This is a genomic window from Acidimicrobiales bacterium (assembly GCA_025455885.1).
Lineage (GTDB): Bacteria > Actinomycetota > Acidimicrobiia > Acidimicrobiales > Acidimicrobilacustridaceae > Rhabdothermincola_A.
This window is the reverse complement of sequence record JALOLR010000016.1, coordinates 34,035-59,503: the sequence shown is the minus strand read 5'-3', so window position 1 is coordinate 59,503 and position 25,469 is coordinate 34,035. Positions and strand designations below refer to the sequence as shown.

Below are 25,469 nucleotides of genomic sequence, written 5' to 3'. Positions count from 1 at the left end.
TCATCGCCGTGCCCGGGCGCGCACGAGGGTGGCCCCGACCAGAGCGGCGATGAGGACCCCGGCGACCACCAGCCCCCACGGGCCCGGTCCGTCGGCGCTCGACGAGGTGGCCGCGGCGGGCGTCGCCGCCATCTCGTCACCGTCACCCGTCTCGGCGGCCGCATCGACGGTGGTGGGGTCGGTGGCATCGGCGACGGGCGCGGCGATCGTCGTGGTCGGGTCCGTGCCCGTCGCGGGTCCCGACGGCGCGGCCGTCGGCCCTTGCGGCCCCGGACCGGCCCCGGTTGACGAGGACGGGCTCGGCGGCGCGGGCGCAGGGGCGGCGGCCGGCGGAGGCGGGGGCCCGCTCGGCGTCGGTGGCGGAGGGAGCGCCGGGAAGAGGCCCGACGAGGGAGCGAGGCGGGGGGGTGGGTCGGCGCCGGTGCCGGTGCCCTCGACGAAGCGCCACCCTTCGATGTCGCCGTCGGCGATCCGACGGATGAAGGGGTTCCCGCCGCCGTACAGCCACGAGCCCGACGTCCCCGAGAAGTACGCCCAGTAGCGGTAGCCGCCCGCAGTGGCCTCACCGCACCCGGACGCCGGGAAGCCGTCGATGGCGCAGAGGAGCCCGGAATCGGCGTACCGCGGCCGGGACACCCCGAGCGCCGCGGCCCGTTCGGCGAGGAGCTGGCTGCCGGTCGTGCCCCGGGGGACGACCAGGCAGGTGGCGCGGGCCCCCTGGGCGCCGCCGTCGTCCACGACGACCACCACCCGCACCTGACCGTCGGACACCGGCCCGCCACACAGCGTCGCGGCCGCGGCGGGGGCAGGAGCGATCGACCCGCCGGGTGGGGTCAGGGCGCCGATCGCCGTGACGACGAGGGCGGCGGCGGCGACCACGACCACGCGGGCACCCCGGCGGAGCTGGGCGGTGGGGCGATCGGTCACGGGCGGTTCCTCGACACGGGCGGGCGAGCCCGGTCCCGTGGAGGCCGACGGGGCCGCCACCGATTCCGGCCCCGCCTCCCGCGATCCGACGACGGGTGTGGCGGAGCATCCCTCCGGTGCAGGCATTCCGGCTCGTGCCACCGGCCGGAGCCGGACGACACCCACGGCTGCGGGTCAGCGCCGGATTCGGACCGGCTTCCCCTGCATCGACGGGTTGCGTGTGCTGCACACCGAACCACACCCACGGTCGTCCGTCAATCAGCGCGCCGACCGGGCCCGATCACGGGAGGTGGCCGTATCCTCCTCACCGTGGCATCCGCCCCCCAGCGTCCCGAGGGCCTCCCTCCGCGAGGCTCGCACCGGACGACGGCGCCGTCGCCGCCGTCGCTCGGGAGGCTCCCCGCCGTCACCTGGCCCGACCCGGTCGGCGCCGTCGAGCACGCCGTGGCCTCCACCCGGCGCCGCCTGGCCTCGTCCATGCGCCAGACCATCGTCGGCGACGGTCCACCGCCGCGTGACCTGCGGGTCGTATCGGGTGACCCGGGGCTCTTCGGGCCCGGGTCGGTGACGTGGCGGGTGCACGCCGACGCGTCGATGTTCATCGGTGGGCTGCGGGCACTGCTTCTCCAGACGATGCACCCTCTCGCCATGGCCGGCGTCGCCGACCACTCCGACTACCGCCACGACCCGATCGGGCGCCTCTGGCGGACCAGCATCTACGTCGGGACGACGACCTACGGCACCACCGAGGAGGCCCACGCCGCGGTGGCGATGGTCAAACGGGTCCATGACCGGGTCCGGGGCATCGCTCCCGACGGCCGCCCCTACGCGGCCAACGACCCCCACCTGTTGACCTGGGTCCACCACGCCGAGGTCGACAGCTTCCTGGCCGCCTACCAGTGCTACGGCGCCGAGCCCCTCTCCCCCGCCGACCAGGACCGCTACGTCGACGAGATGTCGGTGCTCTGCGAGCTCTTCGACGCCGAACCCGCGGCCCGCTCCGTCGCCGAGCTGCGGGCGTACTTCGCGGTGATGGAGCCCGAACTGCACGCCGGGGCCCAGGCCCGCGAGGCCGCCCGGTGGCTCATGGTGCCGCCGCTGCCGTGGACGACCCGGCTCCCCTACGCCGTCATCGCCCCGGCGGCCGTCGGGCTGCTCCCCGGCCGGGTCCGGCGGGATCTCTGGCTCCCCCTGGCGCCGGGTGTCGACCCGCTGCTCGTGCGACCGGCGGCCCGGGCCCTGACCCGCTCGCTGGCGTGGGTGATGGGCGGGCTCGAGGTGGAGCCGTCGGGCACCGCCGCCGGGAGCGGGGAGCTGCGCGCCGTGCCCGACGAGCCCGCCGCCTGACGGACCCGCTGGTGGCACGGCGGCCCGCGACGTCAGATCCCGTAACCGCCGTCCACGTCGAGGGTCTGGCCGCTGATGAAGTCGGCCCGATCCGAGGCCAGGAAGCACACCGCCTCCGCGATGTCGACCGCGTCGCCGAACGTGCGCAGGGGGATGTTGCGCATCGTGACCTCGAGAGCGGCGTCGTCGAGGTCGCCCGAGGCCATCAACCGGGCGGCCATCCCGTCGGTGAGCATCCCCGGACCGACGCAGTTGGCCCGGACCCCGAAGCGGCCCTCCTCGGCGGCGAGGGCCCGCACGACCTGCTCGACCGCACCCTTCGTGCCCGAGGAGAGCCCGTCACGCACCGGGTAGCGACGGGTCGCGGCCGTCGTGACCGCCACGATGCTGCCGCGTGCCTCCCGGAGGGGGGTGAGCGCCGGGTGGACGACGTTGAAGAAGGCGGCCGCCTCCCCGTCGAGCTGCGCCCGGTACTGCGCGGGGGTGACCTTCGAGAGGTGGATCTGCGGGACGTGGGGGCCGGCGGCGTGCACGAGCGTGTGCAGCCCGCCGAACCGGCCGACGGTCTCGGCAACGACGTTCGCCGCCACGTCCTCGTCGGCGAGGTCCGCGGGCCACGCGTGGGCGCGCCCCCCGCCGGCGGTGAGCTCGGCGACGAGGTCCTCGGCCCCGACGGCGTTCGCCCGGTACGTGAAGGCCACGGCACTGCCCCGCGCGACGAGGATCCGACAGATCGCCGCACCGATCCCGCCGGTCCCGCCCGTCACCAGCGCGGCGCCCGGGCGGTCCCCGAAGTCAGGTGTCTCCATGACCGGCGAGTCTCGCGCCCGCGCGAGCCCCGGCCGGTCAGCAGCCGTCGAGGCTGGTGGCGACGGCCTCGGCGAGGGCCTGTTGGCCGGCGACGGTGGGATGCACACGATCCCGGAGCAGCGGCCCCAGGTTGGAACCGCCCCCGTCCGCGGGATCGTTGTCGTCGAGGATCGCCGCCCACTCCACGAAGCGCACCCGAGGGTCGCCGGCGAGGGTGCGGAGCATCTCGTTGACCCGGACGGCCTCGTCCCACGCCACCACCGGGTCGAGGTCGCGGGCTTTGTCGGTGATGGTGACCAGGTGGACGCAGCGGGCCTCGGGGAAGGTGGCGAGGATCTGCTCGAGCGACCGGCGGGACTCGGTGGGGTCCACCTCTTGGGCGGCGTCGTTGGTGCCGAGGTTGACCACGACCTGGTCGACGGGGGCGGCCTCGGCGGCGAGGCGGTCGGCCCCCGCGATCTGTTGGGTGGTCGTGAGTCCCGGCACCGCGTCGATGGCCACGTCGTAGGTCGGTTCCAGCCGATCGCTCAGCGTGTCGGCGCTCTCGGAGAAGATCGAGTCGCCGAGGAGGGCCACCGAGGGGGCTGCGGCCTCGCCCTCCGGGATGCCCGGTCCGACGCTGCGCAGCGACGACCGAAGCGACTCCTCGCCACCCAGGGCCAGCGCGCCGACCACCACGGCCAGCACGATGGTGAGGACGGCGAGGACCTGCGCCCGACCGGTGGGACTCCCACCGGAGCCGGTCACCTGCCCCCCCGGAGACGGGTGCGGCTCGGGTCGCGGTGCGAGCGCCGCGCTCGGGGGGCTGCCGCGACCATGCACCCGACGCTACCGCCGGGCTCGGGGCCCCGGCGACGCGGCCCCGAGGGCCGATGGCGATGCCGGCGCGGCGGCGCTCGTTAGCATCGACCCGCCGTGACCGCCCCCCCTTCCTCCCCGCCTCCGAGCCCCTCGCGTCCGGTGCGGGCCCGCATCGCCGTCGGGGTGGGTCGAGCCGTCGCCGGCGCCTCCAGGATCGTTCGCTTCGGCTCCGGCAGCGTGATCGGCGGTCGTGCCGCCCTGGCCGTCGACCCCGGTCTGCTGGCCCACCTGAGCGGGGGGCGAGAGGTCGCCCTCGTCAGCGCCACGAACGGCAAGACGACCACCACACGCCTGCTGGGGGCGGCGCTCGAGGCGGACGGGCCGGTCGTGTCGAACTCGCTGGGGGCCAACATGACCCCCGGGATCGTGGCCGCCCTCGGCCCGGCGGACCCGACGGCGACGGCGGTGCTGGAGGTCGACGAACGCTGGCTCGGTCCGGTGCTCCACGCGACCGGCGCCTCGACGGTCGTGCTGTCGAACCTCAGCCGTGACCAGCTCGACCGCACCCAGGAGGTGCGCAAGCTGGCCGAGCGGTGGCGGCGGGCGCTCACCGACGACCCCCCGGCTCGGGTCGTCGCCAACGCCGACGACCCGCTGGTGGCGTGGGCGGCCATGGCGGCGCCCACCGTGATCTGGGTGGGCACCGGGCTCGACTGGACGGCCGACGCCACGGGGTGCCCGGCGTGCTCGGGACGGATCGACTTCACCACCGACGCGTGGCGCTGCACGGGCTGCGATCTCGCTCGACCGGCCCCGGACGTCACCATCTCGACCGCGACGCCCGGTGCGGGACCCGAGCCCACCACGGTCCACCTCCCGTCCGGGTCCGTCACCGTCGAGCTGGCCCTGCCCGGGCGGGTGAACGCCGTCAACGCCGCGTTCGCACTGGCCGCCGCCACGGCCATGGGCGTCGACGCCGCCGCGGCGGCCGCCGCCCTGGCCGGGGTGACCGAGATCGCCGGGCGGTACCGCGTGGCGAGGATCGACGGTGTGGCCGTCCGCCTCGTGCTCGCCAAGAACCCGGCCGGGTGGCAGGAGGCGCTCGAGCTGCTCGCCCCGGCGCCCGCGCCGATCATCGTGGCGATCAACGCCCGCATCGCCGACGGGCACGACCCGTCGTGGCTGTGGGACGTGCCCTTCGAGCGCCTCCGGGGCCGCTACGTCGTGGCGACCGGCGAGCGGGGTTCCGACCTCGCCGTCCGCCTGCGCTACGCCGACGTCGAGCACGACCGGGCTCCCGACCTCGACGCGGCCGTCGCCGCCGTCGCCTCCCACCCGACCTTCTCGGCCGACGTGACCGTCGACGTCGCCGCCAACTACACGGCCTTCCAGGCCTTCCTCGACCAGCTCGGGGGGCCGGGATGACCGCCGGTGCCGGCGGTGCGTCGACGGTCCGGATCGGGGTGCTCTACCCCGATCTGCTCGGCACCTACGGCGACGGCGGCAACGCCGTCGTGCTCGCCCGCCGGCTCGCCTGGCGGGGGATCCCCGCCGAGCTCGTGACCGTGCGGGGCGGCGAGGTCGCCCCGGACTCGTGCGACCTGTACCTCGTCGGCGGTGGTGAGGACGGCCCCCAGACCCAGGCCGCGAAGGACCTCGCCGAGAGCCGGGCCCTGCACCGCGCCGTGGAGGCGGGTGCGGTGGTGCTCGCCGTGTGCGCCGGCATGCAGATCCTGGGCCACCGCTTCCCCGACGCCACGGGGACCGACCGGCCCGGCCTCGGGCTGCTCGACTGCACCACGATCCGCGTCGACCGACCCCGCGCCGTCGGCGAGCTGCTCACCGGCTCGGCGACGGTGCCCGACCCGGCCGGCGACCCGATCGCCCTCGGCGCGCTCACCGGGTTCGAGAACCATGCCGGCCGCTCGGTCGTCGGCCCGGACTCCTCGACGCTGGCCGCGGTGGAGGTCGGTGAGGGGAACGGCGACGGGTACGAGGGCGTGGTGCGCGGGCGTGTGGTCGGGACCTACCTGCACGGTCCCGTCCTGGCCCGCAACCCGGTTCTGGCCGACCTCCTCCTCGGCTGGGTGGTGGGCCGCGAGGCGCTCACCCCGCTCGACGACCACGAGGTCGACCGCCTCCGCGACGAGCGCCTCCGCGCCGCCCGTGACCACGAGCTGGCCCCCCGTCGCTCGTGGCGCGACGCGCTGCGGAGGTCGTGACCGGCCGACGACGGCGGCGCGACGGGCCTCAGGCGAAGCGCACCGACGCCAGCACCCGGTTGACCTCACCGATGAGCGTGGCCCGCAGGCGGTAGCTGCCCACGACCACGTAGAGGCAGAACGGTCGTCCGTCGACGACGAAGAACCGCTGGAGGCCGGCCTGGCCGGCGATGCCGCGCTGGAGCGTGTCGGGCGACAGGTCGTCGGCGACGAACGGCCACGGGATCGTGCGGCCGGCGAAGAGGGCGGTGTCGGCCTCCTCCGGCGGGTGCTCCAGGAGGGAGATGAACACCCCGCCGCTGCCCATCAGCTCGACCGCCCCGCCCCCGAAGTCGCCGCGGACGGGCGGGAGCCCGAAGTTGGCGACGTGGGCGACGGGAGGGACAGTGGTGGTCGAGGTCCCGGCCGGGCCCCGCGTCGACGGCAGCGCCGGGTCCGGGAGCGGATCGGGGTCACGACGGAAGATCTCGGTGTCCCAACCCTGGGGGGCGGTCACCGTGATCCCGTGGGCGGCGATCGTGGCCATCTCGCGAGTCTGCCACCGTCGTACCCCGGGGGGCGGCCGGGCGGGCGTCAGGCGCCGACCACGATCGCGATCCCGACGGCCAGCACGACCACCTCGGCGACGACGGTCGCCCCTCGGGCTCGCGGTGCCGCCCGTTGCAGACGGCGGTGGAAGGCCACCAGCGCCCCGGGGTCGGTCACGTGGCGCACGCTCAGCAACGCGAGGCCGCGTGTCAGCCCGAAGGTGAGGCCGATCAACGCCCCGCCCCACCACGAACCGGCCAGGAGGCAGAGGGCGAAGACGAGGTACACCAGCGCCGCCGTCACGATCGTGGTGAGACCCGCCCCGAGCTGGAGGCCGTAGCCGCCGCCGTAGACCCACCCGCGGTAGGTGCTCATCCAGTCCTCGTTCACCTGTCGGCCGTAGCGGGGGAGGCGCAGTCGGGCCGCACCGGCGTCGAAGACGAGGGCGACGACGGCGAGCGCCACGACCACGCCCGCCACGACCGGGTCCGACCAGTCCGTCCGGGCCAGCAGCGAGCCGAGGGCCCCGAGCGCCGCGCCGACGGCGACGCCGCCGAGGGCCGAACCGAGGATGTAGGCGGTGGCCGTGAGCCACCACCGTTGGGCCCGTCCCCGCTCACCGAGCGGGGTGATGCTCGAGAGCATCGACTCCCCTCAGGGCGACCACGTCGAGCGCACGGCGCCGATGACCGCGGCCGCCATCCCCGCGACGAGCAGGGAGAGCGGCACGTCAGCTCCGCCCGTCCTGGGTGCCACCACCCCCGGGGAGCGACGCCTCGGGCGGTTCGTCGTCGGCGATGAGCTGGTCCGGGTAGAGGCTGGGGTGCCCCGGCCCGATGCCGGCGGCGCGCAGCTCCTCGTCGGCCCGCCGGGATCGCTCGGGGCCGGTGAGTCGCCCGGCGGGAGCGGAGGGCGTCAGGGGCGCGCCGTCGAGGTCGTGACCGGCGTCAGCGGCGGCTTGGCCGAGCAGGTTGGCCACCTGGGCCCAGCTCGCCGCCGCCCCCTCCCCCACCACGTTGCCCGTCGGGCCGTCGACCAGGATGAAGTACGGGTTGGCGGGCACGCGGTAGTCGTCGTAGGCCCCGTCGGACATGACGGTCGTGATGCCCGCCGGAGCCAACCGGGCGACCTCGCTCACGCTCTCGAGCGTCGGGCCCTTGGTGACGATGACGAGACGGGTGTCGCGGCCGGGGAGGCGTGTCCCCTCGCCGTCGCCGAAGGCCCGCCAGAAGTCGGCGCAGGTCCCGCAGCCGCTCGACAGGAAGGCCAACAGGGTGGTGTGGTCCCGACCGACGACCCCGGCGGCGACCGCCGACCCGTCGGGGGTGACGCCCGCGACGTCGAAGGCCGTCGCGGTGACCGGCTCGGCCTGGTCCCGGGGCTCGGGGACCCCGGGGCGGGTGCGGATCTCCACCGGCGAGCGCACGCCGCCGGTGGTCGACGAGGTGGTGGTCACCTCGTCGTCGTAGACCCCGGCGCCGAGCTCGCTCAGGCGGCGGAGGACCTCGGCGTGGGTGCGCAGCAGCCCGACGACGAGCACCCCCAGCACTGCCACGGCGACGGCCAGCACGACGACGACCGCGGTCAACGCGGCCCCCGGGCGGTCGGGGACGCGGTCACGAGACGACCACGCGGCGGCAGGCCAGCAGCGGGTTGGTGTTGCCGCTCGCCAGGTTGATCGCGTAGACGCACACGTCGTAGGTGCCGCGAGCGACCGGGAACGTGGCGTCGAAACCGTGGGCCGCCCCGTAGAGCGGGTACGCGATGCCGACGTCGGGGCGGTCACGGTCGGCGACCGCCCGCCCGACCCCCCCGCCGTTGGCGTACACGTGGAGCTCGACCGGGCCGGCGGTGTCGGGATCGATCACCCAGCCGCTCACCCGGAACGCCCCGCTCGAGTCCCGGACCGCCTCGAAGTTGCCGAAGGGGTTGCCGCCCACGAAGACGCTCCGGGTTCCGATCAGCGGATTGGTGGTGCCGGGGCCCACGTTGATGGCGTACACCTGCACCGTCTGGAGCCCGGCGGCGGCGGGCACTACCACGTCGAACCCGTGGACCGGCCCGAAGCCGGGATAGGCGGCGCCGACGTCGGGCCGGTTCCGGTCGGCGACGCCGAGCCCCGCGAACGCGCCGTTGACGTACACGTGCACGTCGATCGGGGCTGTCGAATCCGGATCGATCATCCAGCCGACCACGCGGATCTGACGAGGCCCGGCGGCGGCCAGCTCGAGGTTCCCGAAGGGGTCGCCGGCGCGGACGTCGACGGTCCGCTGGGCGAGCACCTTGTCGACCCCGGGACCGACGTTGCGGGCCACGGCGGAGAGGGTCCGTCGCCCGGGGGCGGCCGGGACGAACGAGCGGTAGCCCCGGTTCGGTCCGGCCGCCGGGATGTAGGCCTGCAGCGCCGGGAACGGTGTGTTGGCGACGGTCGTCGCGGCGAGCCGCCCGTCGACACGCAGGTCGACGGTGACCGAGGTGGTGAGGTCGTCGAGGTCGACCGCCCATCCCCCGACCAGGACCCCGCCGGCGGCGGGGTCGACGGTGTCGAGGTTGCCGAGCGGCGACCCGATGTCGACCTGGATGCAGCCGAGCTCCGGGTTGGTGGTGCCGGCGATCCCTGTGTTGATGGCGTAGACGCAGACCCGGTGGGGCCCGCCGCTGATCGGGACGGTGATGTCGAAGCCGTGGTTGGGGCCGTAGGCCGGGTAGGCCTGGCCGACGTCGGCGCGGAAGCGGTTGGCGACGAACGATCCCGCGCCGTTGCCGTCGATGTACACGTGGATGTCGACCGGCCCGGTCGTGTCGGGGTCGATCGCCCAGCCGGTGAGCGTGATGGTGCCCGTCCCGACCCGGAACCCCTCGAAGTTGCCGAATGGGCTGCCCACCCGGACCGTGCGGCACCCGAGCAACAGGTTGCCGTTCCCGCTGGGGCCGACGTTGATGCCGTAGACGCAGACCTGGCGGACCCCGGGCGCGGCCGGGACGGTGATGTCGTAGCCGTGGTTCGGCCCCTGCCCCGGGAAGGCGGCGGCCACGTCGGGCCGTGAACGCGACGCCACGCCGGAGCCGGCCCCGACGCCGTCCACGTAGACGTGCACGTCGATCGGCGCGTTGGTGTCGGCGTCGAGCGCCCAACCGGTCACCCGGATGCCCCCGGTGACCTCGGTGGCGGACTCGACGCTCCCGTCCACGGTGTGCAGGCACGGCCGGTCGTGGTTGGCGGTGGCGTTGTCGACCCGGACCGTGCCGGTGCAGGTGCCGTCGATCTCCCACGGTGCGATGCAGGTGACGAGGCGGCAGACGATCGGGCCGAGGCAGGCGATCCCCTGGTTGCACTGGCCGTAGCGGAAGTTGGTGCAGCCCGCCTTCCGGTTGTTGCAGTCGCCGTTGGCGCACCCGCAGCCCGTGCCGGAGCACGCACCGCTGCACACGCCGTTGCCGCCGCACCCGCAGCCGTTGCAGGGGGCGTTGCAGTCCATGTAGTAGCGGGGTCCCGAGCAGAACCCGGTGCCGTCGACCTTCCACCACCCGGCCAGGACCGAGCCCGGCGGGCACTGGTTGCGCCCGGTGAGCGTGCAGCAGAACTCGGTGTAGCCGTCACAGCACAGCGACCCGCACGCGCAACCCTGGCCCTGGCACGAGCAGATCGCCGCGTAGGCGTCGGTCGGGGTGAGGGCGTAGGCGACGGGGTTCGCGGCCAGGGCGGTGCCCACGACCGCCGAGCGGGCGAAGAACCCCCGGCGCCCCATGCGGGCCGAGAGGACCCCCGAGAGCTTCTCGACCACGGTGGACGACGTCATGCTCATCGGATCGAACCTCCGAGACGGAAGGACTGCACGGGACGGAGCGCCGCCGCTTCGGAAGCCGGGAGGCGGCGCGCCGCGGCGAGGGCGTCGGGCAGGGCGGTGAGCAGCGCGACGACCAGGCCCACGGCGACCCCCGAGACCAGGAGGTAGGCGACGCCGGCGCCGGGGAGGTCCGGGCGCATCTCGAGGAACCCCGGGGCGGCGGTGATCGCCGCCACGGTGGCCACGACGGCGGCCGCGCCGTCGACGGCGACGTGCAGCAGGCTCGGCGGAGCGGACGAGCGGCCGAAGCACCCGCACGACACGGTCTGGCCGCCGGCGCGCAGCCGCAGGATGGCGACGGTGAACCCGAGGTAGAGGGCGGCCGTGACGGCGGCCGGCACCGGGCCGCCGAGGAGGTAGGCGCTCACCCCGACCACGACCTCGACCGCGCCGAGGGCCCGCGCCAGCAGTCGCGAGGACGGCAGCCCGAGGGCCCGCAACATGGGGGCGCTGGCGTCGGGGTCGCGCAGCTTGGCCGCGCCGCCGACCGCCACGACGCCCGCGACGACTCCCAGGAGCGCACCGACCACCACGCCGACCGACAGTAGTGCCGACGGCCGGCACGCCGGCGACGCGGGCGGGGTTCGTTCGCGAGGCGCGCCGGATCAGGGGGTGACGGCGACGCGGGCCACCGGCTCGGGGGCGACCTGGCGCCGCGACAGCGCCCTGCGGAGCGCGTCGAGGAGCACGGTGCGGGTCTCGCGCGGATCGACGAGCTCGTCGAAGCCCAGGTTGGCGGCCGAGCGGTAGGAGGCCTGCAGCTCCGCGTCGCGGAGCAGCGCCGCCTCGTCGGCTTCGGCCCCGGTGGCGCGGCTCATGGCCGCGGCCCCCATCGCCCCGAGCGTCGCCCCCGGATACGCGAAGGTCGCCGACTGGCCGTCGAAGCCGACCAGCGACATGACCATCGACCCGAAGCCGTAGGCCTTGCGGAGCGTGAGGTGCAGCTTCGGGCTGGTGGCCTGCGTCTGGGCGGCGAACATCCGTGCCCCGCTGCGCAGGACCCCGGCCTGCTCCGAGACCCGGCCGGGCAGCATGCCGGGGTTGTCGGCGAGGAACACGAGGGGGAGGTGGTAGGAGTCGGCCACCGTGATGAAGTGGGCGGCCTTGTCCGCGGCGTCGGCGTCGACCGATCCCGCGAGCACGCGGGGCTGGTTGGCGATGACGGCCACCGGGTCGCCGCCGAGGTGGGCCAGCGCGCAGATGACGGAGGGCCCGAACCCCGGCTGCACCTCGAACCAGTGGCCGTCGTCGACGACCACGTCGAGGACGTCGGCCATGTCGTAGACCCGTCGCGTGTCGCGGGGCACGATCTCGAGGAGCTCGTCGGTGGTGCGGGGCCCCTGGTCGGCGCCGGGCACCGACGGCGGGTACGACCATGCGCTCGACGGGAAGAACTCGAGGTAGTGGCGCAGCATGTCGAGCGCGGCGGCATCGTCGGGGGCCACGTTGTGGATCAGCCCGCTGGCCGTGGCGACGGCGGGGCCGCCCAGGTCCTCCTTGGAGATCTCCTCGCCCAGGGACTCCTTCACCACGGGTGGCCCGGCCGTGAACACCGCGCCGCTCGCCGTCATCACGCTGAAGTCCGACATCGGGACGATCAGCGCCCCGTGCCCCGCCGAGGGGCCCATCACCGCGCTGAGCACGGGGACGCGCCCGGAGCACTGGGCCTGGGCGAGCAGGTCGGTGGGAGCCCGACCCCCGTGTCCGCCGCCGCGATGGCCGGCCCCCTCGAGCAGCATCACGAGCGGCATCCGGTCCCGGAGGGCCAGTTCGGCGACGCGGTACCGCTTGGAGCTGCTCCCCGGACCGATCGAGCCGGCGAGGGTCGTGAAGTCCTCGGCACCGACCATCACCGGTCGACCGTCGATGCGACCGGCGCCGGCGACGATGCCGTCGGCGGGTACCTCCTCGCCGACCAGCGTGCCGATCTCCCGGAACGATCCCGGATCGAGGAGGTGCTCGACCCGCTGGCGGGCGTCGAGGAGGCCTCGGGCGCGCCGCTTCGAGAGCCGCTCCTCGCCTCCCATCGCCCGCGACGCAGCTCGTCGCTCGGCGAGGTCGTGGAGCGTCGGACCCCAGCCGCCGGGGAGTTCGTCGCCGGTCACGTCCGGACCGGCGTCACGACTCGGCGTCCGTGGTCGCGGGTGCCGGGCGCAGGTCCGGGAAGGCCCGTAGCGTGTGGCCCCCGTCGACGGCGAGGTGCTGGCCCGTGACCCACCCGGACTCCGGCCCGGCGAGGAAGCGAATGGCCCGGGCGACGTCGTCGGCCTCACCGCCCCGGGCGAGGGGTTGGGCGTCGAGGAAGGCGGCCATGGTGGCGTCGTCGGCGAAGAGCCCCTCGGTGGCGGCGGTGCGGGTCAGGCCGGGTCGAACGGAGTTGACCCGGATCCCCTCCTCGCCGAGCTCGTCGGCCGCGACCTCGACCAACGCGTCGACGGCCGCCTTGCCGGTCTTGTAGGACGCCAGGCCCCGGGTGCTGAAGGCCGCCGCGGTGGACGACACGGCAACGATCGAGCCACCGGGTGGCATGGCCGGCACCGCGTACTTGAGGAGCAGGAAGACCGGTCGGACGTTGAGGTCGACCTCGGCGCTGAACTGGTCCGGGTCGTAGTCGACGAGGCGGCTCGGCGTGCCGCCGCCCGGCACGGTGACCGCCACCTCGAGGCTCTCGCCGTCGGCGGCGAACGCCACCGCGTCGGCGACGTCCATCGGCCGGAGCGCGTCACAGGGGCACGGGTGCGCCTCGAGGCCCTCGGCGGCGAGGGTGCGGAGCGCGTCGACGAGGCGCTGCTCGTCCCGACCCGCGATCGTGACGCGACAGCCGTCGGCGGCGAGGAGCCGGGCCGCGGCGAGCCCGATGCCGCTGCTCCCGCCGACGACGAGCGCCCTGGTCCCGTCGAGTCCGCCGTGCTGGGCCATCACCCGGTTCTAGCAGTCCGCCCCGGCCGCTGCCCCGGGAAGGGGCGGTCGTCCCCGTGCCGGGCCGGAGCCACGGCCGGGCGCACGGCGCTACGGTCCCCCGGGACGTTGCGAACGCAGGGGGGGCATCACCAGTGCAGACCGACATCGACGTCCTGTTGGAGCGGGCATCCGAGGCCGCGGGCTCCGACGACGCCGGCGACCCGTCGTGGCGCGAGGGCCTCGCCGTGCTGCTGGAGTCGCTGACGGACGACGCCCACCTCGACGCCATCGGCGAAGCCGCCGTGGAGCAGACCGTCGTCAACCACCTGACCAACCGCCTCCGGATCACCGACTGGCACCGGACCCACCCCGACCTTGCCGACGACCCGGTGGTCGCCCCGATCTTCCTCATCGGGCTCCCCCGCACCGGCACGACGGCCCTGAGCCACCTCCTGGGCGCCGACCCCGCGAACCGGTCGCTGCTGGCGTGGGAAGCGGGGGACTCGGTCCCGCCACCCACCGCGGAGGGCTACGTCGACGACCCCCGGTTCGTGGCGGCCCGAGAGGCGCCGAACATGCTCGACCTGGTGAACCCGGGCTTCAAGGCCATCCACTTCGACCCGCCGGACATGCCCATCGAGTGCGCGGTCGTGCTGGCCCAGCACTTCACGAGCCTGATCTACCCGACGATGTTCAACGTCGAGGGCTACCGCGAGTGGCTCTTCGAGGCCGACCACGGCCCTGCCTACCGCTACCACCGCCAGATGCTGCAGGTCCTGCAGTCCGCCTACCCGGGGCAGTGGCAGCTCAAGTCGCCCATCCACCTCGTCGACCCCTGGTCGCTCGAGGCGACGTACCCCGACGCCCGGTACGTCCTCACGCACCGCGACCCCGTCCGGGTGACGGCGTCGGTGCTCAGCCTCGTGCGGTCCCTCACCAGCACGTTCACCGACCACGACTTCACCGACTACATCGCCGCCACCTGGCCCGACCTCATCGCCACGCTGCTCGAGCGCCAGTCGCGCTTCCGTGACGAGGTCACCGCCGCAGGGCGCGGCGCGGCGTTCGTCGACGTCGCCTACGACGACCTCGTCTCGGAGCCGTCGGCCACGGTGCGGTCGATCTACGAACAGCTCGGCGAGACGCTCTCGCCCGAGGCCGAGGAGGCCATGCGGGCGCACTCCGCGACGCACACCCAGGGCGTGCACGGACGCCACACCTACTCGCTCGAGGAGTTCGGTCTGGCCACCGAGCCCTTGGCGGAACGTTTCGCCGACTACACGACCCGCTACCACCACCTCCTCGAGCCGGCGCGATGACCGACCTCGACGATGTCTTCGACACCCGCGACGCCATCGACATGGCGTGGATGGTCACGATCGGGGAGGTGACGGCCCGCGAGCTCGCCGAGACCGCCATCCGCCGGATCGAGGAGCGCAATCCCGCGCTCAACGCCGTCGTGGCCACCCGGTTCGAGGCGGCGCTGGCCGAGGTCGACGAGGGGTTGCCCGACGGTCCGCTCAAGGGCGTGCCGTTCGTGGTGAAGGACCTCGGGTGCGACGTGGCCGGCCTGCCCGCCACCCGGGGCAGTCGCCTCTTCTCCGACGTGGTCGCCACGTCGGACAGCGAGCTCACCCGCCGCTACAAGGCCGCCGGCCTCGTCATCCTGGGGAACACGAACTCGCCGGAGTTCGGCAAGAACGCCAGCACCGAGCCCTTGCTGCACGGCCCGACCCGCAACCCCTGGCGGACCACGCACTCCACGGGCGGGTCGAGCGGTGGGTCGGCCGCCGCGGTGGCGGCCGGCATGGTGCCTGCGGGGCACGCCAACGACGGCGGGGGCTCGATACGGATCCCGGCCTCGGAGTGCGGGCTGTTCGGCTTGAAGCCCACCCGCATGCGCACGCCGTCGCTCCCCCAGCTCAACTACTTCGCCTATCCGCTCACGATCGGCCACGCCGTGACCCGCACGGTGCGCGACAGCGCAGCGCTCCTCGACGCCGTCGCCGGAGGCACCGCCGGTGACCCGGGGGCGACGCCACCCCGACCGCGGGCAGGGACGTTCATGGCCGTGCTGTCCGAGCCGCTCCAGCCGTTGCGGATCGCGGTGTCCACCCGGTCGGTGGCCGGCACCGAGGCGCACCCCGCGGCCGTCGAGGCCATCGAACGGATGGCGGCCCTGTGCGAGGAGCTGGGCCACGAGGTCACCGAGGGCCTGCCCACCTACGACCCGAGCGCGGTCATCGAGTGCGTGTCGGTGGTGATGGGAGCCGCTTCGGCCGCGCAGGTCGAGGACCGGTTGGCGGAACTGGGGCGCCCGTTGGCCGACGACGACCTCGAGCCGTTCAGCCGCTTCATGCACCAGCGCAGCGTGGGCTTCTCCGGGGTCGAGGTCATCCGCGCCCTTCAGCGCATCGAGGAGGTGAGCCGGTCGGTGGCCCCCTTCTTCGTCGGCCACGACCTCTGGCTGACCCCCACCCTGCTCCCGCCGGTCCCCGAGCTGGGCTGGCTCGACACGACCAGCACCGAGGCCATGTTCACCCGGGCCGGTCGGTTCAGCGAGATGACCGCGCTGGCCAACGTCACCGGCCAACCCGCGATGTCCGTCCCCGCCGGCCACGACGGCGACGGACTGCCCATGGGCGCGCAGTTCCTCGCCTCCCACAACCGCGAGGGCATCCTCCTGCAGCTCGCCGCGCAGATCGAGTCCGCCTCGCCGTGGCCCCGGACCGCGCCCTGGCCCCCGCCGGGCTGAACCGACCGGACCCGGCCGGGTCGAGAGGATTTCCCGCCGGCGCGATGTGTGCGCCACCACCCACCCGGGCTTCAATGGCGGTGTATGGCCGACGTCGCCCCCCGCTCGCCCGCCGCCGCCCCTCCGGTCCGCGCAGGACGCCGGCTCCGCCCGTTCGTGGCCCCCGCTGTCGTCCTCGCGCTCGCCGCGGTCCTCGTGGTGACCCTGTGGAGGGCGGGGGAGGACGGCGACCCCGGGTCGGGGGCGGCGACGAGCAGCGACGGTGAGCTCCGGGTGACCGACGCCCGCATGGCCCTCCCCTTCGATCCGGGCCAGGCCGCCGCCTACCTCACGCTCGCGAACGACGGCACCGTCGACGACGTCCTCCTCGGGGCCCGCTCGGACGGGAGCACGCTGGTGATGCTCCACCGCACCGAGGTCGACGCCACCGGACGTGCGGTGATGGGCGGCGTCGACGGCCTGCCCGTGGCGGCCGGGACCGACCTCGTGCTCGAACCGGGCGGCGCCCACCTGATGCTCGACGTGCCGTCCGACCTCGCCGTCGGCGACACGTACCCGATCACCCTGCTCCTCGAGAGCGGCAACGACGTGACCGTCGACGTCGCCGTGGTCGACCCCGCGGAGGTGGCCGGGTGACCGCCAGCCACCGGGGGCCGGTGATGCTGGTGGTCGCGGTCGCCGCCCTCCTGCTCGCCTCCTGCGTGACCCCCGCCGACGAGGTCGGCGGGTCCGACGCCGACAACCTCGGCTTCCAGGGCCGGCTGCTCACCGAGCCGGTGGCGAAGCCGGACGTGGTCTTCACCGACACCGAGGGCCAGCCGTTCGACCTGCGCGCCGAGACCGACGGGGAGCTCACGATGGTGCTCTTCGGCTACACGAGCTGCCCGGACATCTGCCCGATCCACATGGGGGCCATCGCCCCGGCGATCGAGGACGCCCGCCTGGCGACCGGCAACCCCAACGTGGTGTTCGTGGGGGTCGACACGGCGCGCGACACCCCGGAACGGATGCGGGACTTCCTCAACCGCTTCGACCGTCGATTCGTCGGGCTGACCGCGACCCCCGAGGAGATCGACCGGGCCATGGCCCAGGTGGGCCTCCCGCCGGTGGTCATCGACCCCGAGGGCGAGGGCGGCGACTCCTACGCGGTGGGCCACCCGAGCCAGATCCTGGTGTTCACCGCCGACAACCTGGCCCACATCGCCTACCCGTTCGGCACCCGTGAGCAGGCCTGGGCCGAGGACCTCCCCCGCCTGTCGACGATCGACTGGAGCGCCCCGTGAGCTGGTGGTGCTCGGCGGACGGCCGGGCCTGGACGTGGGAGTGGCGCCCCTACCTGGGCGCCTGGCTCCTCGTCGGGACCCTCGTCGCGCTCTACACGTGGGCCTACCGCAAGGACCCCGGCTTCCCGCTGCGGCGCAAGCTCTCCGCGGTGCTCGGCATCCTCCTCGTCCTGGTCGCCACCGACTGGCCGATGGCGTCGCTCGGCGCCGGCTACCTGCTGTCGGTGCAGATGGGCCGCCAGGTGATCGTCGTGCTCATCGCCATCCCGCTCCTGTTGTACGGGGCGCCGCCGGTGCTCGGCCGGTGGCTCGACGCCACCGACCGCCGACGGGCCGTCATCCGCGCCGTCACCCATCCCGTGGTCGCCGTCCTCACCACGAGCGGCCTGCTGCTCCTCGTCAACACCCCGATGGTCTCGGACCGCACGATCACCAGCCCGCTCGGCTCGTTCGCGATCGACGCCCTCTGGATCCTGGCCGGGGTGATCCTGTGGCTCCCGGTGCAACCGCCGTCGCCGATGAGACCCCGACTGGTCGGGCCGCTGGCGCTGATCTACCTGTTCATCCAGTCGATCGCCCCGCTACCCACGTCGTTCTTCATGACCTGGGCCGAGTACCCGCTCTTCGCCACCTTCGAGCTGGCCCCCCGGGTGGTGGACAGCTTCAGCGCCGTCGACGACCAGGAGCTGGCCTCGGGCATCGCCCAGGTGATCGGCGGGATGATCATCTGGATCCAGATCGCGGCGCGCTTCCTGCACTGGGCGGTGGAGCGGGAGCGGGCCGAGAACGCCACCATCCCGCACTTCATCCGCCAGGCCGAGGAGCGCGAGGCCCGACGGGCGGCCCGCGGCGCCACCCCCACCGAGCCCGCCGGCCCCGTCCTCTCGGAGACCGGGACCCGCGACGCGCCGTAGCGGCCACCGCAACCACCGCCCCCCCCCCGGGCCCGGGTCGGACCGGCCGGCGCGTCGGCCGGTGTGGGGCCTCAGTCCACGGCGGTGACGCCGCCGTCGACGACGATCGAGGCCCCGGTGATGAACGATGCCGCGTCCGAGAGCAGGAACGCCACGGGTGCGCCGATCTCCTCGGGTCGACCCACCCTGCCGAGCACCGACGAGCGCCGGAACTCCTCGTGGACCTCGGGGATGTCGAGGGCGACCTGGAGCATCGGGGTCTCGATGTACCCGGGGCAGACGGCGTTCACCCGGATCCCCTCGGGGCCGAGCTGGTGGGCCATCGAGCGCACCGCCCCGAGCACCCCGGCCTTGGAAGCGCAGTACGCGGGGATGGCCGCGTTGCCGATCCAGCCCTCGATCGAGGCGATGCCGACGACGGCCGCGCCGGACACCGAGCGCAGCTCGGGCAGCAGGGCCTGCACGAGCAGGGGGAAGGCCCTGAGGTTGACGTCGAGCACGGCGTCCCAGAGCCCGTCGTCGAGCTGACCGAGGTTCTCGGCGCGGACCACGCCGGCGGCGTGCACGAGCCCGCCCATCGGTCCGACGACGCGCCGCGCGTCGTCGATGGCGGCCGCGAAGGACGAGGCGTCGGTGACGTCGACCGCGGCGCCGTGGGCCTCGACACCGAGCTCCCCGGCGATGGCGGCGGCCTCGGCGACGGCCGTGTCACCGTCGAGGTCCCAGAGCACGACCCCCCTGCCCTGGGCGGCGACGGCCCTCGCGCTCGCCCGGCCGATCCCCGACGCCCCCCCGGTCACGACCACTGCCCCTGCTGCGTGCATCCGTCTCCCCCTCGCGTGCGACCCGTCGTCGGCCGTCGGGCAGTCGAGCGCGCCCGGCGCGGATCTGTCAAGGTTCGACCGGGACGACGGTGGAGGAGCGTGAGGTGCCAGGACCCGACAGCGAGACGAGCGGGCGATTCGACGGCCGGGTGGCGCTCGTGACCGGCGCCGCCCGCGGGATGGGTGAGGCGATCGCCCGCCGGCTCGTCGACGAAGGGGCGTCGGTGGTGCTGACCGACGTCCTGGTCGAGCTGGGCCGGACCCTGGCCGGGGAGCTCGGGCCGCGTGTGCGCTTCGTCGAACACGACGTGAGCGACGAGACCGGTTGGGCGGCGGCGGTCGAGACCGCCGAGCAGACCTTCGGATCGCTCGACGTGGTCGTCAACAACGCCGGGGTCTTCTGGCGGCGCGCCCTCGAGGACGAGTCGGCGGACGGCCTGCGTCGGGCGTTCGAGGTGAACACCCTCGGGCCGTTCCTCGGCATGACGGCGGCCCTGCCGGCCCTGCGACGGGCGGGTGGCGGCGCGGTCGTGAACGTCGTCTCCCTGGCATCGATGCACGGCTACGCGTGGCAGGGGGCCTACGGCGCCTCCAAGTGGGCGCTGCGGGGTCTGACCCGGGTGGCCGCCCAGGAGTTCGGGCCGGAGGGGATCCGCGTGAACGCGGTGATGCCCGGTCCCATCGAGACCGACATGCTCCCGCCCGACGCCACCGGGCTCGGCGACGCCCGCTTCGCCGGCGTCCCGTTGGGTCGCGCCGGGCAGGCCGCGGAGGTGGCGTCGGTGGTCTGCTACCTCGCCTCGCCCGAGGCCAGCTACGTCTCCGGGGCCGAGGTCGTGGTGGACGGCGGTTCGTCGGCGGCCCCGCCGGCCACGCCCCGACCGGCGGCGGGCTGAGCGGTGGCCGGCCCCGACGGTCGCCTCGGCGACGTCCGCGCCATCGAGGAGGTGGTGCTGCGCTACTGCCGGGGCATCGACCGCCTCGACCTCGACCTCGTCCGGTCGTGCTACCACCCCGACGCCACGGACACCCACGGCACCTTCTCGGGCACCGTCGACGAGTTCGTGGCCTGGGTCGGCGGGCTGCTCCGTCGCTACGACGCCACGTTCCACCTGGTCGCCAACCACCTGGTCGACTTCGCGTCGGCCGATCCGACCGGGGAGGCGGACGTCGCCGTCTCGGAGACCTACGGGGTGGCCCACCACCGCAGCTCGGACCCCGACCCGCGCCGCAACCTGACGGTCGGGTTCCGCTTCGTCGACCGCTTCGAGCGTCGGGACGGGCGGTGGCGCATCGCCGAGCGGGTGGCCACGACGGAGTGGGTGCAGGCGCCGGCGCCGGGATCCCGGTGGCCCGTCCCCGACGACGGCGCCGTGGGTCGCCGGGACGGCGACGACCCCCTCGCCCGGATGCTCGGGGAGCTGGCGGCCCGACCCGAGCCCGGGCCCCGGGCTCCGGGTTGACCCCACCGAGGTTGTTAGGCATACTTAACGACGTCGGGTCCCCGCGAGGGGGCCGTTCGAGGAAGGGCACCGGGTGATCATCTGCCACTGCCGGAACGTGAACGACTCCGCCGTCGCCGCCGCGATCGACGAGGGGATCTGCAACGTCGAGGAGCTCGGTGACGTGTGCGGCATCGGGGCCGAGTGCGGCGGATGTCGCCCGGCTCTGGCAGAGTTGCTCAGCGCCCGCACCGGCACGCCGGTGGAGCCGGCGCTGCGCACCCCTTCCGCCGTCGCCTGATCGGCGGCCCGTCCGCCCGAACAGGAGCACCGTGAACGGCAACCCCGACGTCATCGAGATCCTCAACGAGGTCCTCACCGCTGAGCTGACCGCGGTCAACCAGTACTTCATCGACGCCAAGATGATGCAGAACTGGGGCTACGACGGGCTCGGCGCGAAGTTCCGCCACGAGTCGATCGACGAGATGCACGACGCCGAGGCCCTGATCGAGCGCATCCTCTACCTCGACGGGGTCCCCAACCTCCAACGCCTCGGCTCCGTGCGCGTCGGCGAGGACGTCCCCGAGAAGCTCCAGCTCGCCCTCCAGGTGGAGGTCGAGGCCGTCGAGCGCCTGACCAGGGGCATCGAGCTGTGCTCCGACCGTCACGACCACGGCTCGCGGGAGCTGCTCGAGCACATCCTGAAGGGCGAGGAGGAGCACGCCGACTGGCTGGAGGCGCAGCTCAGCCTGATCGAGCAGCTCGGCACCGAGCTGTACCTGAGCCAGCAGGTCGCGAAGGCCGACTGAGCCTCCCGCGCCGCACCTCACGGCGCCGGACGTTCCCCCTCCCGCCTAAGGTCGCTCCGCCCGACAGGGGGCAGGACCGGACGACGATCGGGGGGACCATGCCAGTCGAAGGACAACGCGACCCGGCGCACGTGACCGAGGTGCTCGAGAGGTGGATGGCCGGGCAGATGCCCCATGTCGGCCCCGTCGAGGTGACCGACCTCGTCGTCCCGCAGGCCAGCGGGTTCTCCAACGAGACCTTCCTCTTCGACGCCTCGTGGACCGGGGCCGACGGACGGCGCGAGACCGCCGCGCTGGTGCTGCGCAGCCAGCCGCTGGTCCACAAGCTCTTCCCCGAGAGCGACCTGTTGGTCCACCAGTACGAGGTCATCCGCCACCTCGGCGAGCACACCGACGTCCCGGTGCCGCGCACCCGCGGGGCCGAGTCCGACCCCGCGGTGCTCGGTGCCCCGTTCTTCGTGATGGACCGCCTCGCCGGCCAGGTGCCGGGCGACTCGCCGCCCTACACCCAGGAGGGCTTCGTCATGGAGATGAGCCCGGCCCGACGCGAGGAGTGGCACCGCAACGCCGTCGCCGCGCTGGTCCAGGTCGGACAGGTCGACTGGCGGGCCGCCGGGCTCGCGTTCCTCGACCAGCCCCACCACGGCCCCACCGGGGCCGTGCAGCGCCGCAACTACTCCGCTTCGTACCTCGCCTGGGCCACGAAGGGCGAGGCCCATCCCGTCGTCCACCCGGCCTGGGACTGGCTGGAGGCCAACTGGCCCGATGACACCGAGCACCTCGGCCTGGCCTGGGGCGACGCCCGACCCGGCAACCTCATGTTCGACGGCACCGAGGTGATCGGGGTCTTCGACTGGGAGATGGTCGCCCTCGGCAACCCCGAGAGCGACCTCGGCTGGTGGCTGTTCCTCCAGCGCTACTCGACCGACGGCGTCGGCGCCCCCCTCCCCCCCGGGATGCTCGACCGGGCGGCGACGATCGCCCTGTGGGAGGACCTCATGGGCCGCCCCGCGTCCCACGTCGACTTCTACGAGAAGCTGGCCGGGTTCCACTTCTGCCTCGTGATGGTGAAGCTCGCCGAGATGTTCGCCATGTCGATGGGCCCGGACGCGCTGGCCATGGCCGTCCACAACCCCGTCACCCAGATCACGTGCGAGCTGATGGACCTGGAGATGCCGGCGCCGACCGCGTGACCCCGACGCGGGTCCGGTGCCGGCGGGCGGGCCTGCTTGACTGCAGGCCATGAAGTTCTCGTTGTCGCTGCCGCTGCTGAAGGACCTCTCCCGACCGGATCCGTTCCGCGAGACCTACGCGCTGGCGGTGCTGGCCGAGGAGTGCGGGTACGACACCGTCACGATCGGCCACCACCACTTCATGCCCGGCAACATGAGCGATCCGCTCACGTTCCTGGCGTCGGTGGCGGCCCGCACGTCCGACATCCGCGTCGGCACCGGCATCTTCCAGCTGCCGGTGCACAACCCGGTGCGGGTCGCCGAGCAGGTCGCCACGATCGACCAGCTCTCCGGCGGTCGCATCTCCCTCGGCGTCGGCCTCGGCTGGTGGCCCCTCGAGTACCAGGTGCACGGCTCGGACTTCACCGAGCGCGGCGCCCGGATGGAGGAGGCCCTGACCATCCTCCGGCTCGTCTGGACCGGTGAGGAGACGTCGTTCGAAGGCCGCTTCTGGTCGTTCCCGGACCTCACCGTGCACCCCCGCCCCGTCCAGGACCCGCACCCCCCGTTGTGGGTGGCCGGCGTCGCCGATCCCGCCGTCGACCGGGCCGCCCGTCTCGGCGATGCCTGGCTGTGCGGACCGGTGCAGTCGCTCGCCAAGGCCCTGTCGTGCCTGGGCGTCTACCGGTCGTCCTGCGAGGCCGCCGGCACCACCCCCGACTGGGTGCTGCGCCGCTACGCCTGGGTGGGTGCCGACCGGGCACAGGTGATGGACGAGGTCCTCCCCGAGTACGTCGGCGGGCTGATGGAGCACTGGCGGGAGTCGGTCGAGGACGACGCCGAGAAGGAGCTCTTCGCCCGCATCGACGCCGGCGAGAGCGTGCCTCCGACCGAGATCGCCGCCGACCGGTTGCTGTTCGGCGCCCCCGACGACGTGATCGCCCAGGTGCAGCGCTACCGCGAGCTGACCGGCTGCGAACACGTCCACGCCGCGTTCGGGGCGGGCCTGCCCGGCGCCGCGGAGAAGGCGTCCCTCGGCACCTACGACGAGATCGCCGCCATGATCCGGCTCTTCGGCGACGAGGTCATCCCCGCCTTCGACTGACCGTCCCGGCGATCGAGGGGCCGGCGGACCCCCGCAACGCGGTCCTCGGCATGGGATGGTGGGGCATGTCGAACCACATGGACCGCGCGGCCCGCACCAGCCTGTCGGACGGGGATCAGCGCGCCCGCTTCGCCAACCTGAGGATCTGGAACCTCGGCGTGGGCCTCGCCCACCTGGTGCAGGGCGTCGTCATCCTGGTCATCAGCGCAGGGTTCGCCATCCCGATCGTCGCCACGGTCCAGAGCGGGCCACCGGGCGCGCCCGGCTCTCTCGACCGGTCGACCACCTTCTTCGAGATCAGCTTCCCGATCGCCGTCGCCGTCTTCCTGTTCCTGGCCGCCGCCGATCACCTGTTGATGGCCGCGCCGTCGATCCGCGGGTGGTACGAGGCCAACCTGCGCCGGGGGATCAACGTGGCCCGGTGGGCCGAGTACTCGGTCTCGGCGTCGATCATGATCGTGCTGATCGGGCTCCTCGTCGGCGTGAACAACCTCTACGCCATCATCGCCATCGCCGGCGTGAACGCCTCGATGATCCTGTTCGGGTTGGTGATGGAGAAGGTGAACACCGACCGCTCGGACGTGGACTGGTGGCCGTTCGTGTTCGGCTGCATCGCCGGGATCATCCCCTGGATCATCGTCACGACGGCGCTGGTGGTGGCCACCGTCGAGGCCGAGCCCGGCACGGACGGCGTGCCCCCGTTCGTGTTCGTCATCTACGTCACGCTGTTCCTGCTCTTCAACTGCTTCGCGCTCAACCAGTGGCTGCAGTACCGGGGGAAGGGGAAGTTCGCCGACTACTTGTACGGCGAGAAGGTGTACCTGGTGTTGAGCCTGGTGGCGAAGACGGCACTGGCGTGGCAGATCTACTTCGGCACGCTCGCCGACTGATCCCGGTGGGTGGAGTGGTCGGATCCACAGGACCCCGGTGACCGCGGATCCCCGCCCCGTCCCGGGTGTGGTCGCCGGAGGAGACCGGCACACTGGAACGGTGCACCCGATCCTCGTCTTCGACGGTGACTGCGGCATCTGCTCGGCCAGCGTGGGCTTCCTCCGTCGGGCGGGCTGCACGGCCCGGATGGTCACCTCGCAGGAGTGGACGGCGTCCCATCCCGAGGACACCGCCCGGGTGGCCGAGGCCGTCGTGGTCGTCACCCCCGACGGTCGGCGCCTCGAAGCCCAGCTGGGGGTGGCCGAGGCGCTGCGGCTCTCGTCACGTCCGTGGCCGGCGATCGGCGCCGTGATCGCCGCGCCCGGCATCCGGGTCGTGGCTGGTTGGGTCTACCGCCTGGTGGCCCGCAACCGCACCCGCCTCTCCTCGATGGTCGGGCTGAACGCCTGCGCGCTCCCCGATCGGGACGTCTGAACCACGGCCGCCGGGCGAGCCCGCCCGGGGTCAGCCGATCGACGCGTCAGGATCGGATCGGCATCGCGACAGCGGTCGGTCGCGCTCACGATGCGCCTGCGGAGCCGCTCGTGAGGACGGCGATCAGCAGGATCACCGCGAAGGCGACCACGGCGACCGCCAGCAGCGCCGCGCTCACGATGCCGAGGATGTACCCCGCCTGGGCCAGTCCGTCCCCGGACTCGGTGCCGCCCGACCGGGCGATCTCCTGACGAGCCGCCCGCCCGAGGAAGATGGCGACGATCCCGAGTGGCTGGCACGTGGTCAGTCCCACGATCCCGAGGACCAGGGCGACGATCGCGTTCGTGTTGGTGCGCGTCACCGGCGCGGCGAACGGCGGGGGCGCGGGCGACGATCCGGGAGGTGGGGGGTGCGGG

General features: G+C 73.9%; 28 protein-coding genes and 1 riboswitch. Of the genes, 16 read left to right on the top strand and 12 right to left on the bottom strand.

Going from position 1 to position 25,469, the window contains the following annotated elements; all coding sequences use genetic code 11:
* Positions 1-927 carry a hypothetical protein gene (locus MUE36_13330; protein MCU0311913.1) on the bottom strand — a complete coding sequence of 309 codons (927 nt, stop codon included), beginning with the start codon at positions 925-927 and terminating at the stop codon, positions 1-3.
* A gap of 99 nt (positions 928-1,026) precedes the next feature.
* Positions 1,027-1,175, bottom strand: a riboswitch (cobalamin riboswitch).
* Between the two features lie 61 nt (positions 1,176-1,236).
* On the opposite strand from MUE36_13330, the gene MUE36_13325 reads away from it, so the two are divergent.
* Positions 1,237-2,274, top strand: coding sequence for a DUF2236 domain-containing protein (locus MUE36_13325; GenBank protein ID MCU0311912.1), 1,038 nt, complete (start codon positions 1,237-1,239; stop codon positions 2,272-2,274).
* Positions 2,275-2,306: 32 nt separating this feature from the next.
* On the opposite strand, the gene MUE36_13320 is transcribed toward MUE36_13325, so the two are convergent.
* Positions 2,307-3,083, bottom strand: coding sequence for an SDR family oxidoreductase (locus tag MUE36_13320; GenBank protein ID MCU0311911.1), 777 nt, complete (start codon positions 3,081-3,083; stop codon positions 2,307-2,309).
* A 37-nt stretch (positions 3,084-3,120) separates the two neighbouring features.
* Positions 3,121-3,831, bottom strand: a complete 711-nt coding sequence (locus MUE36_13315) for an SGNH/GDSL hydrolase family protein (protein ID MCU0311910.1) — start codon at positions 3,829-3,831, stop codon at positions 3,121-3,123.
* A 168-nt stretch (positions 3,832-3,999) separates the two neighbouring features.
* Between MUE36_13315 and MUE36_13310 the strand changes: the two genes are divergently transcribed.
* Both MUE36_13310 and MUE36_13305 read left to right on the top strand, forming a co-directional pair.
* Entirely contained in the window at positions 4,000-5,310 is a 1,311-nt protein-coding gene (locus tag MUE36_13310; protein ID MCU0311909.1) for a MurT ligase domain-containing protein, read from the top strand.
* The gene (locus MUE36_13305) at positions 5,307-6,107 is read left to right on the top strand and encodes a glutamine amidotransferase (GenBank protein ID MCU0311908.1); all 801 of its coding nucleotides are present in this window, start codon (positions 5,307-5,309) and stop codon (positions 6,105-6,107) included. Before MUE36_13310 ends, MUE36_13305 begins: the two co-directional genes overlap by 4 nt.
* A gap of 28 nt (positions 6,108-6,135) precedes the next feature.
* On the opposite strand, the gene MUE36_13300 is transcribed toward MUE36_13305, so the two are convergent.
* The 7 genes from MUE36_13300 to MUE36_13270 form a co-directional block, all read right to left on the bottom strand.
* Entirely contained in the window at positions 6,136-6,633 is a 498-nt protein-coding gene (locus tag MUE36_13300) for a hypothetical protein (protein MCU0311907.1), read from the bottom strand.
* 47 nt (positions 6,634-6,680) lie between these two features.
* Positions 6,681-7,280 carry a sulfite exporter TauE/SafE family protein gene (locus MUE36_13295; GenBank protein MCU0311906.1) on the bottom strand — a complete coding sequence of 200 codons (600 nt, stop codon included), beginning with the start codon at positions 7,278-7,280 and terminating at the stop codon, positions 6,681-6,683.
* A gap of 85 nt (positions 7,281-7,365) precedes the next feature.
* Positions 7,366-8,223, bottom strand: coding sequence for a hypothetical protein (locus MUE36_13290; protein MCU0311905.1), 858 nt, complete (start codon positions 8,221-8,223; stop codon positions 7,366-7,368).
* A gap of 28 nt (positions 8,224-8,251) precedes the next feature.
* Positions 8,252-10,441 carry a hypothetical protein gene (locus MUE36_13285; GenBank protein MCU0311904.1) on the bottom strand — a complete coding sequence of 730 codons (2,190 nt, stop codon included), beginning with the start codon at positions 10,439-10,441 and terminating at the stop codon, positions 8,252-8,254.
* On the bottom strand, positions 10,438-11,016 hold the full coding sequence (locus MUE36_13280) for a hypothetical protein (protein MCU0311903.1): 579 nt from the start codon (positions 11,014-11,016) through the stop codon (positions 10,438-10,440). Before MUE36_13280 ends, MUE36_13285 begins: the two co-directional genes overlap by 4 nt.
* Positions 11,017-11,088: 72 nt before the next feature.
* A complete protein-coding gene (locus tag MUE36_13275; GenBank protein ID MCU0311902.1) occupies positions 11,089-12,588 on the bottom strand; it encodes a hypothetical protein in 1,500 nt (499 codons plus the stop codon).
* 13 nt (positions 12,589-12,601) lie between these two features.
* Positions 12,602-13,402, bottom strand: coding sequence for an SDR family oxidoreductase (locus MUE36_13270; protein MCU0311901.1), 801 nt, complete (start codon positions 13,400-13,402; stop codon positions 12,602-12,604).
* Positions 13,403-13,536: 134 nt separating this feature from the next.
* Here MUE36_13270 and MUE36_13265 point away from each other — a divergent pair, with 134 nt between their 5' ends.
* From MUE36_13265 to MUE36_13245, 5 genes are all read left to right on the top strand, one after another.
* A complete protein-coding gene (locus MUE36_13265) occupies positions 13,537-14,703 on the top strand; it encodes a sulfotransferase (GenBank protein ID MCU0311900.1) in 1,167 nt (388 codons plus the stop codon).
* Positions 14,700-16,139: an amidase family protein gene (locus tag MUE36_13260; GenBank protein MCU0311899.1), complete on the top strand. Its 1,440-nt coding sequence runs from the start codon at positions 14,700-14,702 to the stop codon at positions 16,137-16,139. Before MUE36_13265 ends, MUE36_13260 begins: the two co-directional genes overlap by 4 nt.
* 84 nt (positions 16,140-16,223) lie before the next feature.
* Positions 16,224-16,775 (top strand): copper chaperone PCu(A)C, encoded by a 552-nt coding sequence (locus tag MUE36_13255; protein ID MCU0311898.1) that lies wholly within the window; start codon positions 16,224-16,226, stop codon positions 16,773-16,775.
* Entirely contained in the window at positions 16,772-17,422 is a 651-nt protein-coding gene (locus MUE36_13250; GenBank protein MCU0311897.1) for an SCO family protein, read from the top strand. The genes MUE36_13255 and MUE36_13250 overlap by 4 nt, the downstream gene beginning before the upstream one ends.
* Positions 17,419-18,336 carry a cytochrome c oxidase assembly protein gene (locus MUE36_13245; GenBank protein ID MCU0311896.1) on the top strand — a complete coding sequence of 306 codons (918 nt, stop codon included), beginning with the start codon at positions 17,419-17,421 and terminating at the stop codon, positions 18,334-18,336. Before MUE36_13250 ends, MUE36_13245 begins: the two co-directional genes overlap by 4 nt.
* Positions 18,337-18,407: 71 nt before the next feature.
* Here the strand turns inward: MUE36_13245 and MUE36_13240 are convergent, their stop codons facing one another.
* Entirely contained in the window at positions 18,408-19,160 is a 753-nt protein-coding gene (locus MUE36_13240; protein MCU0311895.1) for an SDR family oxidoreductase, read from the bottom strand.
* A 104-nt stretch (positions 19,161-19,264) separates the two neighbouring features.
* On the opposite strand from MUE36_13240, the gene MUE36_13235 reads away from it, so the two are divergent.
* The 8 genes from MUE36_13235 (at position 19,265) to MUE36_13200 (ending at position 25,053) form a co-directional block, all read left to right on the top strand.
* The gene (locus MUE36_13235; protein ID MCU0311894.1) at positions 19,265-20,056 is read left to right on the top strand and encodes a glucose 1-dehydrogenase; all 792 of its coding nucleotides are present in this window, start codon (positions 19,265-19,267) and stop codon (positions 20,054-20,056) included.
* A 3-nt stretch (positions 20,057-20,059) separates the two neighbouring features.
* Entirely contained in the window at positions 20,060-20,623 is a 564-nt protein-coding gene (locus MUE36_13230; GenBank protein MCU0311893.1) for a nuclear transport factor 2 family protein, read from the top strand.
* 73 nt (positions 20,624-20,696) lie between these two features.
* On the top strand, positions 20,697-20,903 hold the full coding sequence (locus tag MUE36_13225; protein MCU0311892.1) for a (2Fe-2S)-binding protein: 207 nt from the start codon (positions 20,697-20,699) through the stop codon (positions 20,901-20,903).
* 31 nt (positions 20,904-20,934) lie between these two features.
* Positions 20,935-21,411, top strand: coding sequence for a bacterioferritin (gene bfr / locus MUE36_13220; protein ID MCU0311891.1), 477 nt, complete (start codon positions 20,935-20,937; stop codon positions 21,409-21,411).
* Between the two features lie 98 nt (positions 21,412-21,509).
* Complete coding sequence (locus MUE36_13215) at positions 21,510-22,604, top strand: phosphotransferase family protein (protein MCU0311890.1); 1,095 nt, start codon at positions 21,510-21,512, stop codon at positions 22,602-22,604.
* Positions 22,605-22,653: 49 nt separating this feature from the next.
* Entirely contained in the window at positions 22,654-23,688 is a 1,035-nt protein-coding gene (locus MUE36_13210; protein MCU0311889.1) for an LLM class flavin-dependent oxidoreductase, read from the top strand.
* Positions 23,689-23,753: 65 nt separating this feature from the next.
* A complete protein-coding gene (gene heR / locus MUE36_13205; GenBank protein ID MCU0311888.1) occupies positions 23,754-24,578 on the top strand; it encodes a heliorhodopsin HeR in 825 nt (274 codons plus the stop codon).
* Positions 24,579-24,678: 100 nt separating this feature from the next.
* Positions 24,679-25,053 carry a DUF393 domain-containing protein gene (locus tag MUE36_13200; GenBank protein ID MCU0311887.1) on the top strand — a complete coding sequence of 125 codons (375 nt, stop codon included), beginning with the start codon at positions 24,679-24,681 and terminating at the stop codon, positions 25,051-25,053.
* 85 nt (positions 25,054-25,138) lie between these two features.
* Here the strand turns inward: MUE36_13200 and MUE36_13195 are convergent, their stop codons facing one another.
* Positions 25,139-25,366, bottom strand: coding sequence for a DUF4190 domain-containing protein (locus MUE36_13195; protein ID MCU0311886.1), 228 nt, complete (start codon positions 25,364-25,366; stop codon positions 25,139-25,141).
* Positions 25,367-25,469: the final 103 nt, after the last annotated feature.

Excerpts from the sequence above, each read along its gene's own strand:
- heR (MCU0311888.1), top strand. The coding sequence starts at position 23,754 with ATGTCGAACCACATGGACCGCGCGGCCCGCACCAGCCTGTCGGACGGG.
- MUE36_13295 (MCU0311906.1), bottom strand. The coding sequence starts at position 7,280 with ATGCTCTCGAGCATCACCCCGCTCGGTGAGCGGGGACGGGCCCAACGG.
- MUE36_13215 (MCU0311890.1), top strand. The coding sequence starts at position 21,510 with ATGCCAGTCGAAGGACAACGCGACCCGGCGCACGTGACCGAGGTGCTC.
- MUE36_13300 (MCU0311907.1), bottom strand. The coding sequence starts at position 6,633 with ATGGCCACGATCGCCGCCCACGGGATCACGGTGACCGCCCCCCAGGGT.
- MUE36_13260 (MCU0311899.1), top strand. The coding sequence starts at position 14,700 with ATGACCGACCTCGACGATGTCTTCGACACCCGCGACGCCATCGACATG.
- MUE36_13270 (MCU0311901.1), bottom strand. The coding sequence starts at position 13,402 with ATGGCCCAGCACGGCGGACTCGACGGGACCAGGGCGCTCGTCGTCGGC.
- MUE36_13305 (MCU0311908.1), top strand. The coding sequence starts at position 5,307 with ATGACCGCCGGTGCCGGCGGTGCGTCGACGGTCCGGATCGGGGTGCTC.
- MUE36_13210 (MCU0311889.1), top strand. The coding sequence starts at position 22,654 with ATGAAGTTCTCGTTGTCGCTGCCGCTGCTGAAGGACCTCTCCCGACCG.
- MUE36_13255 (MCU0311898.1), top strand. The coding sequence starts at position 16,224 with ATGGCCGACGTCGCCCCCCGCTCGCCCGCCGCCGCCCCTCCGGTCCGC.
- MUE36_13320 (MCU0311911.1), bottom strand. The coding sequence starts at position 3,083 with ATGGAGACACCTGACTTCGGGGACCGCCCGGGCGCCGCGCTGGTGACG.
- MUE36_13285 (MCU0311904.1), bottom strand. The coding sequence starts at position 10,441 with ATGAGCATGACGTCGTCCACCGTGGTCGAGAAGCTCTCGGGGGTCCTC.
- MUE36_13240 (MCU0311895.1), bottom strand. The coding sequence starts at position 19,160 with ATGCACGCAGCAGGGGCAGTGGTCGTGACCGGGGGGGCGTCGGGGATC.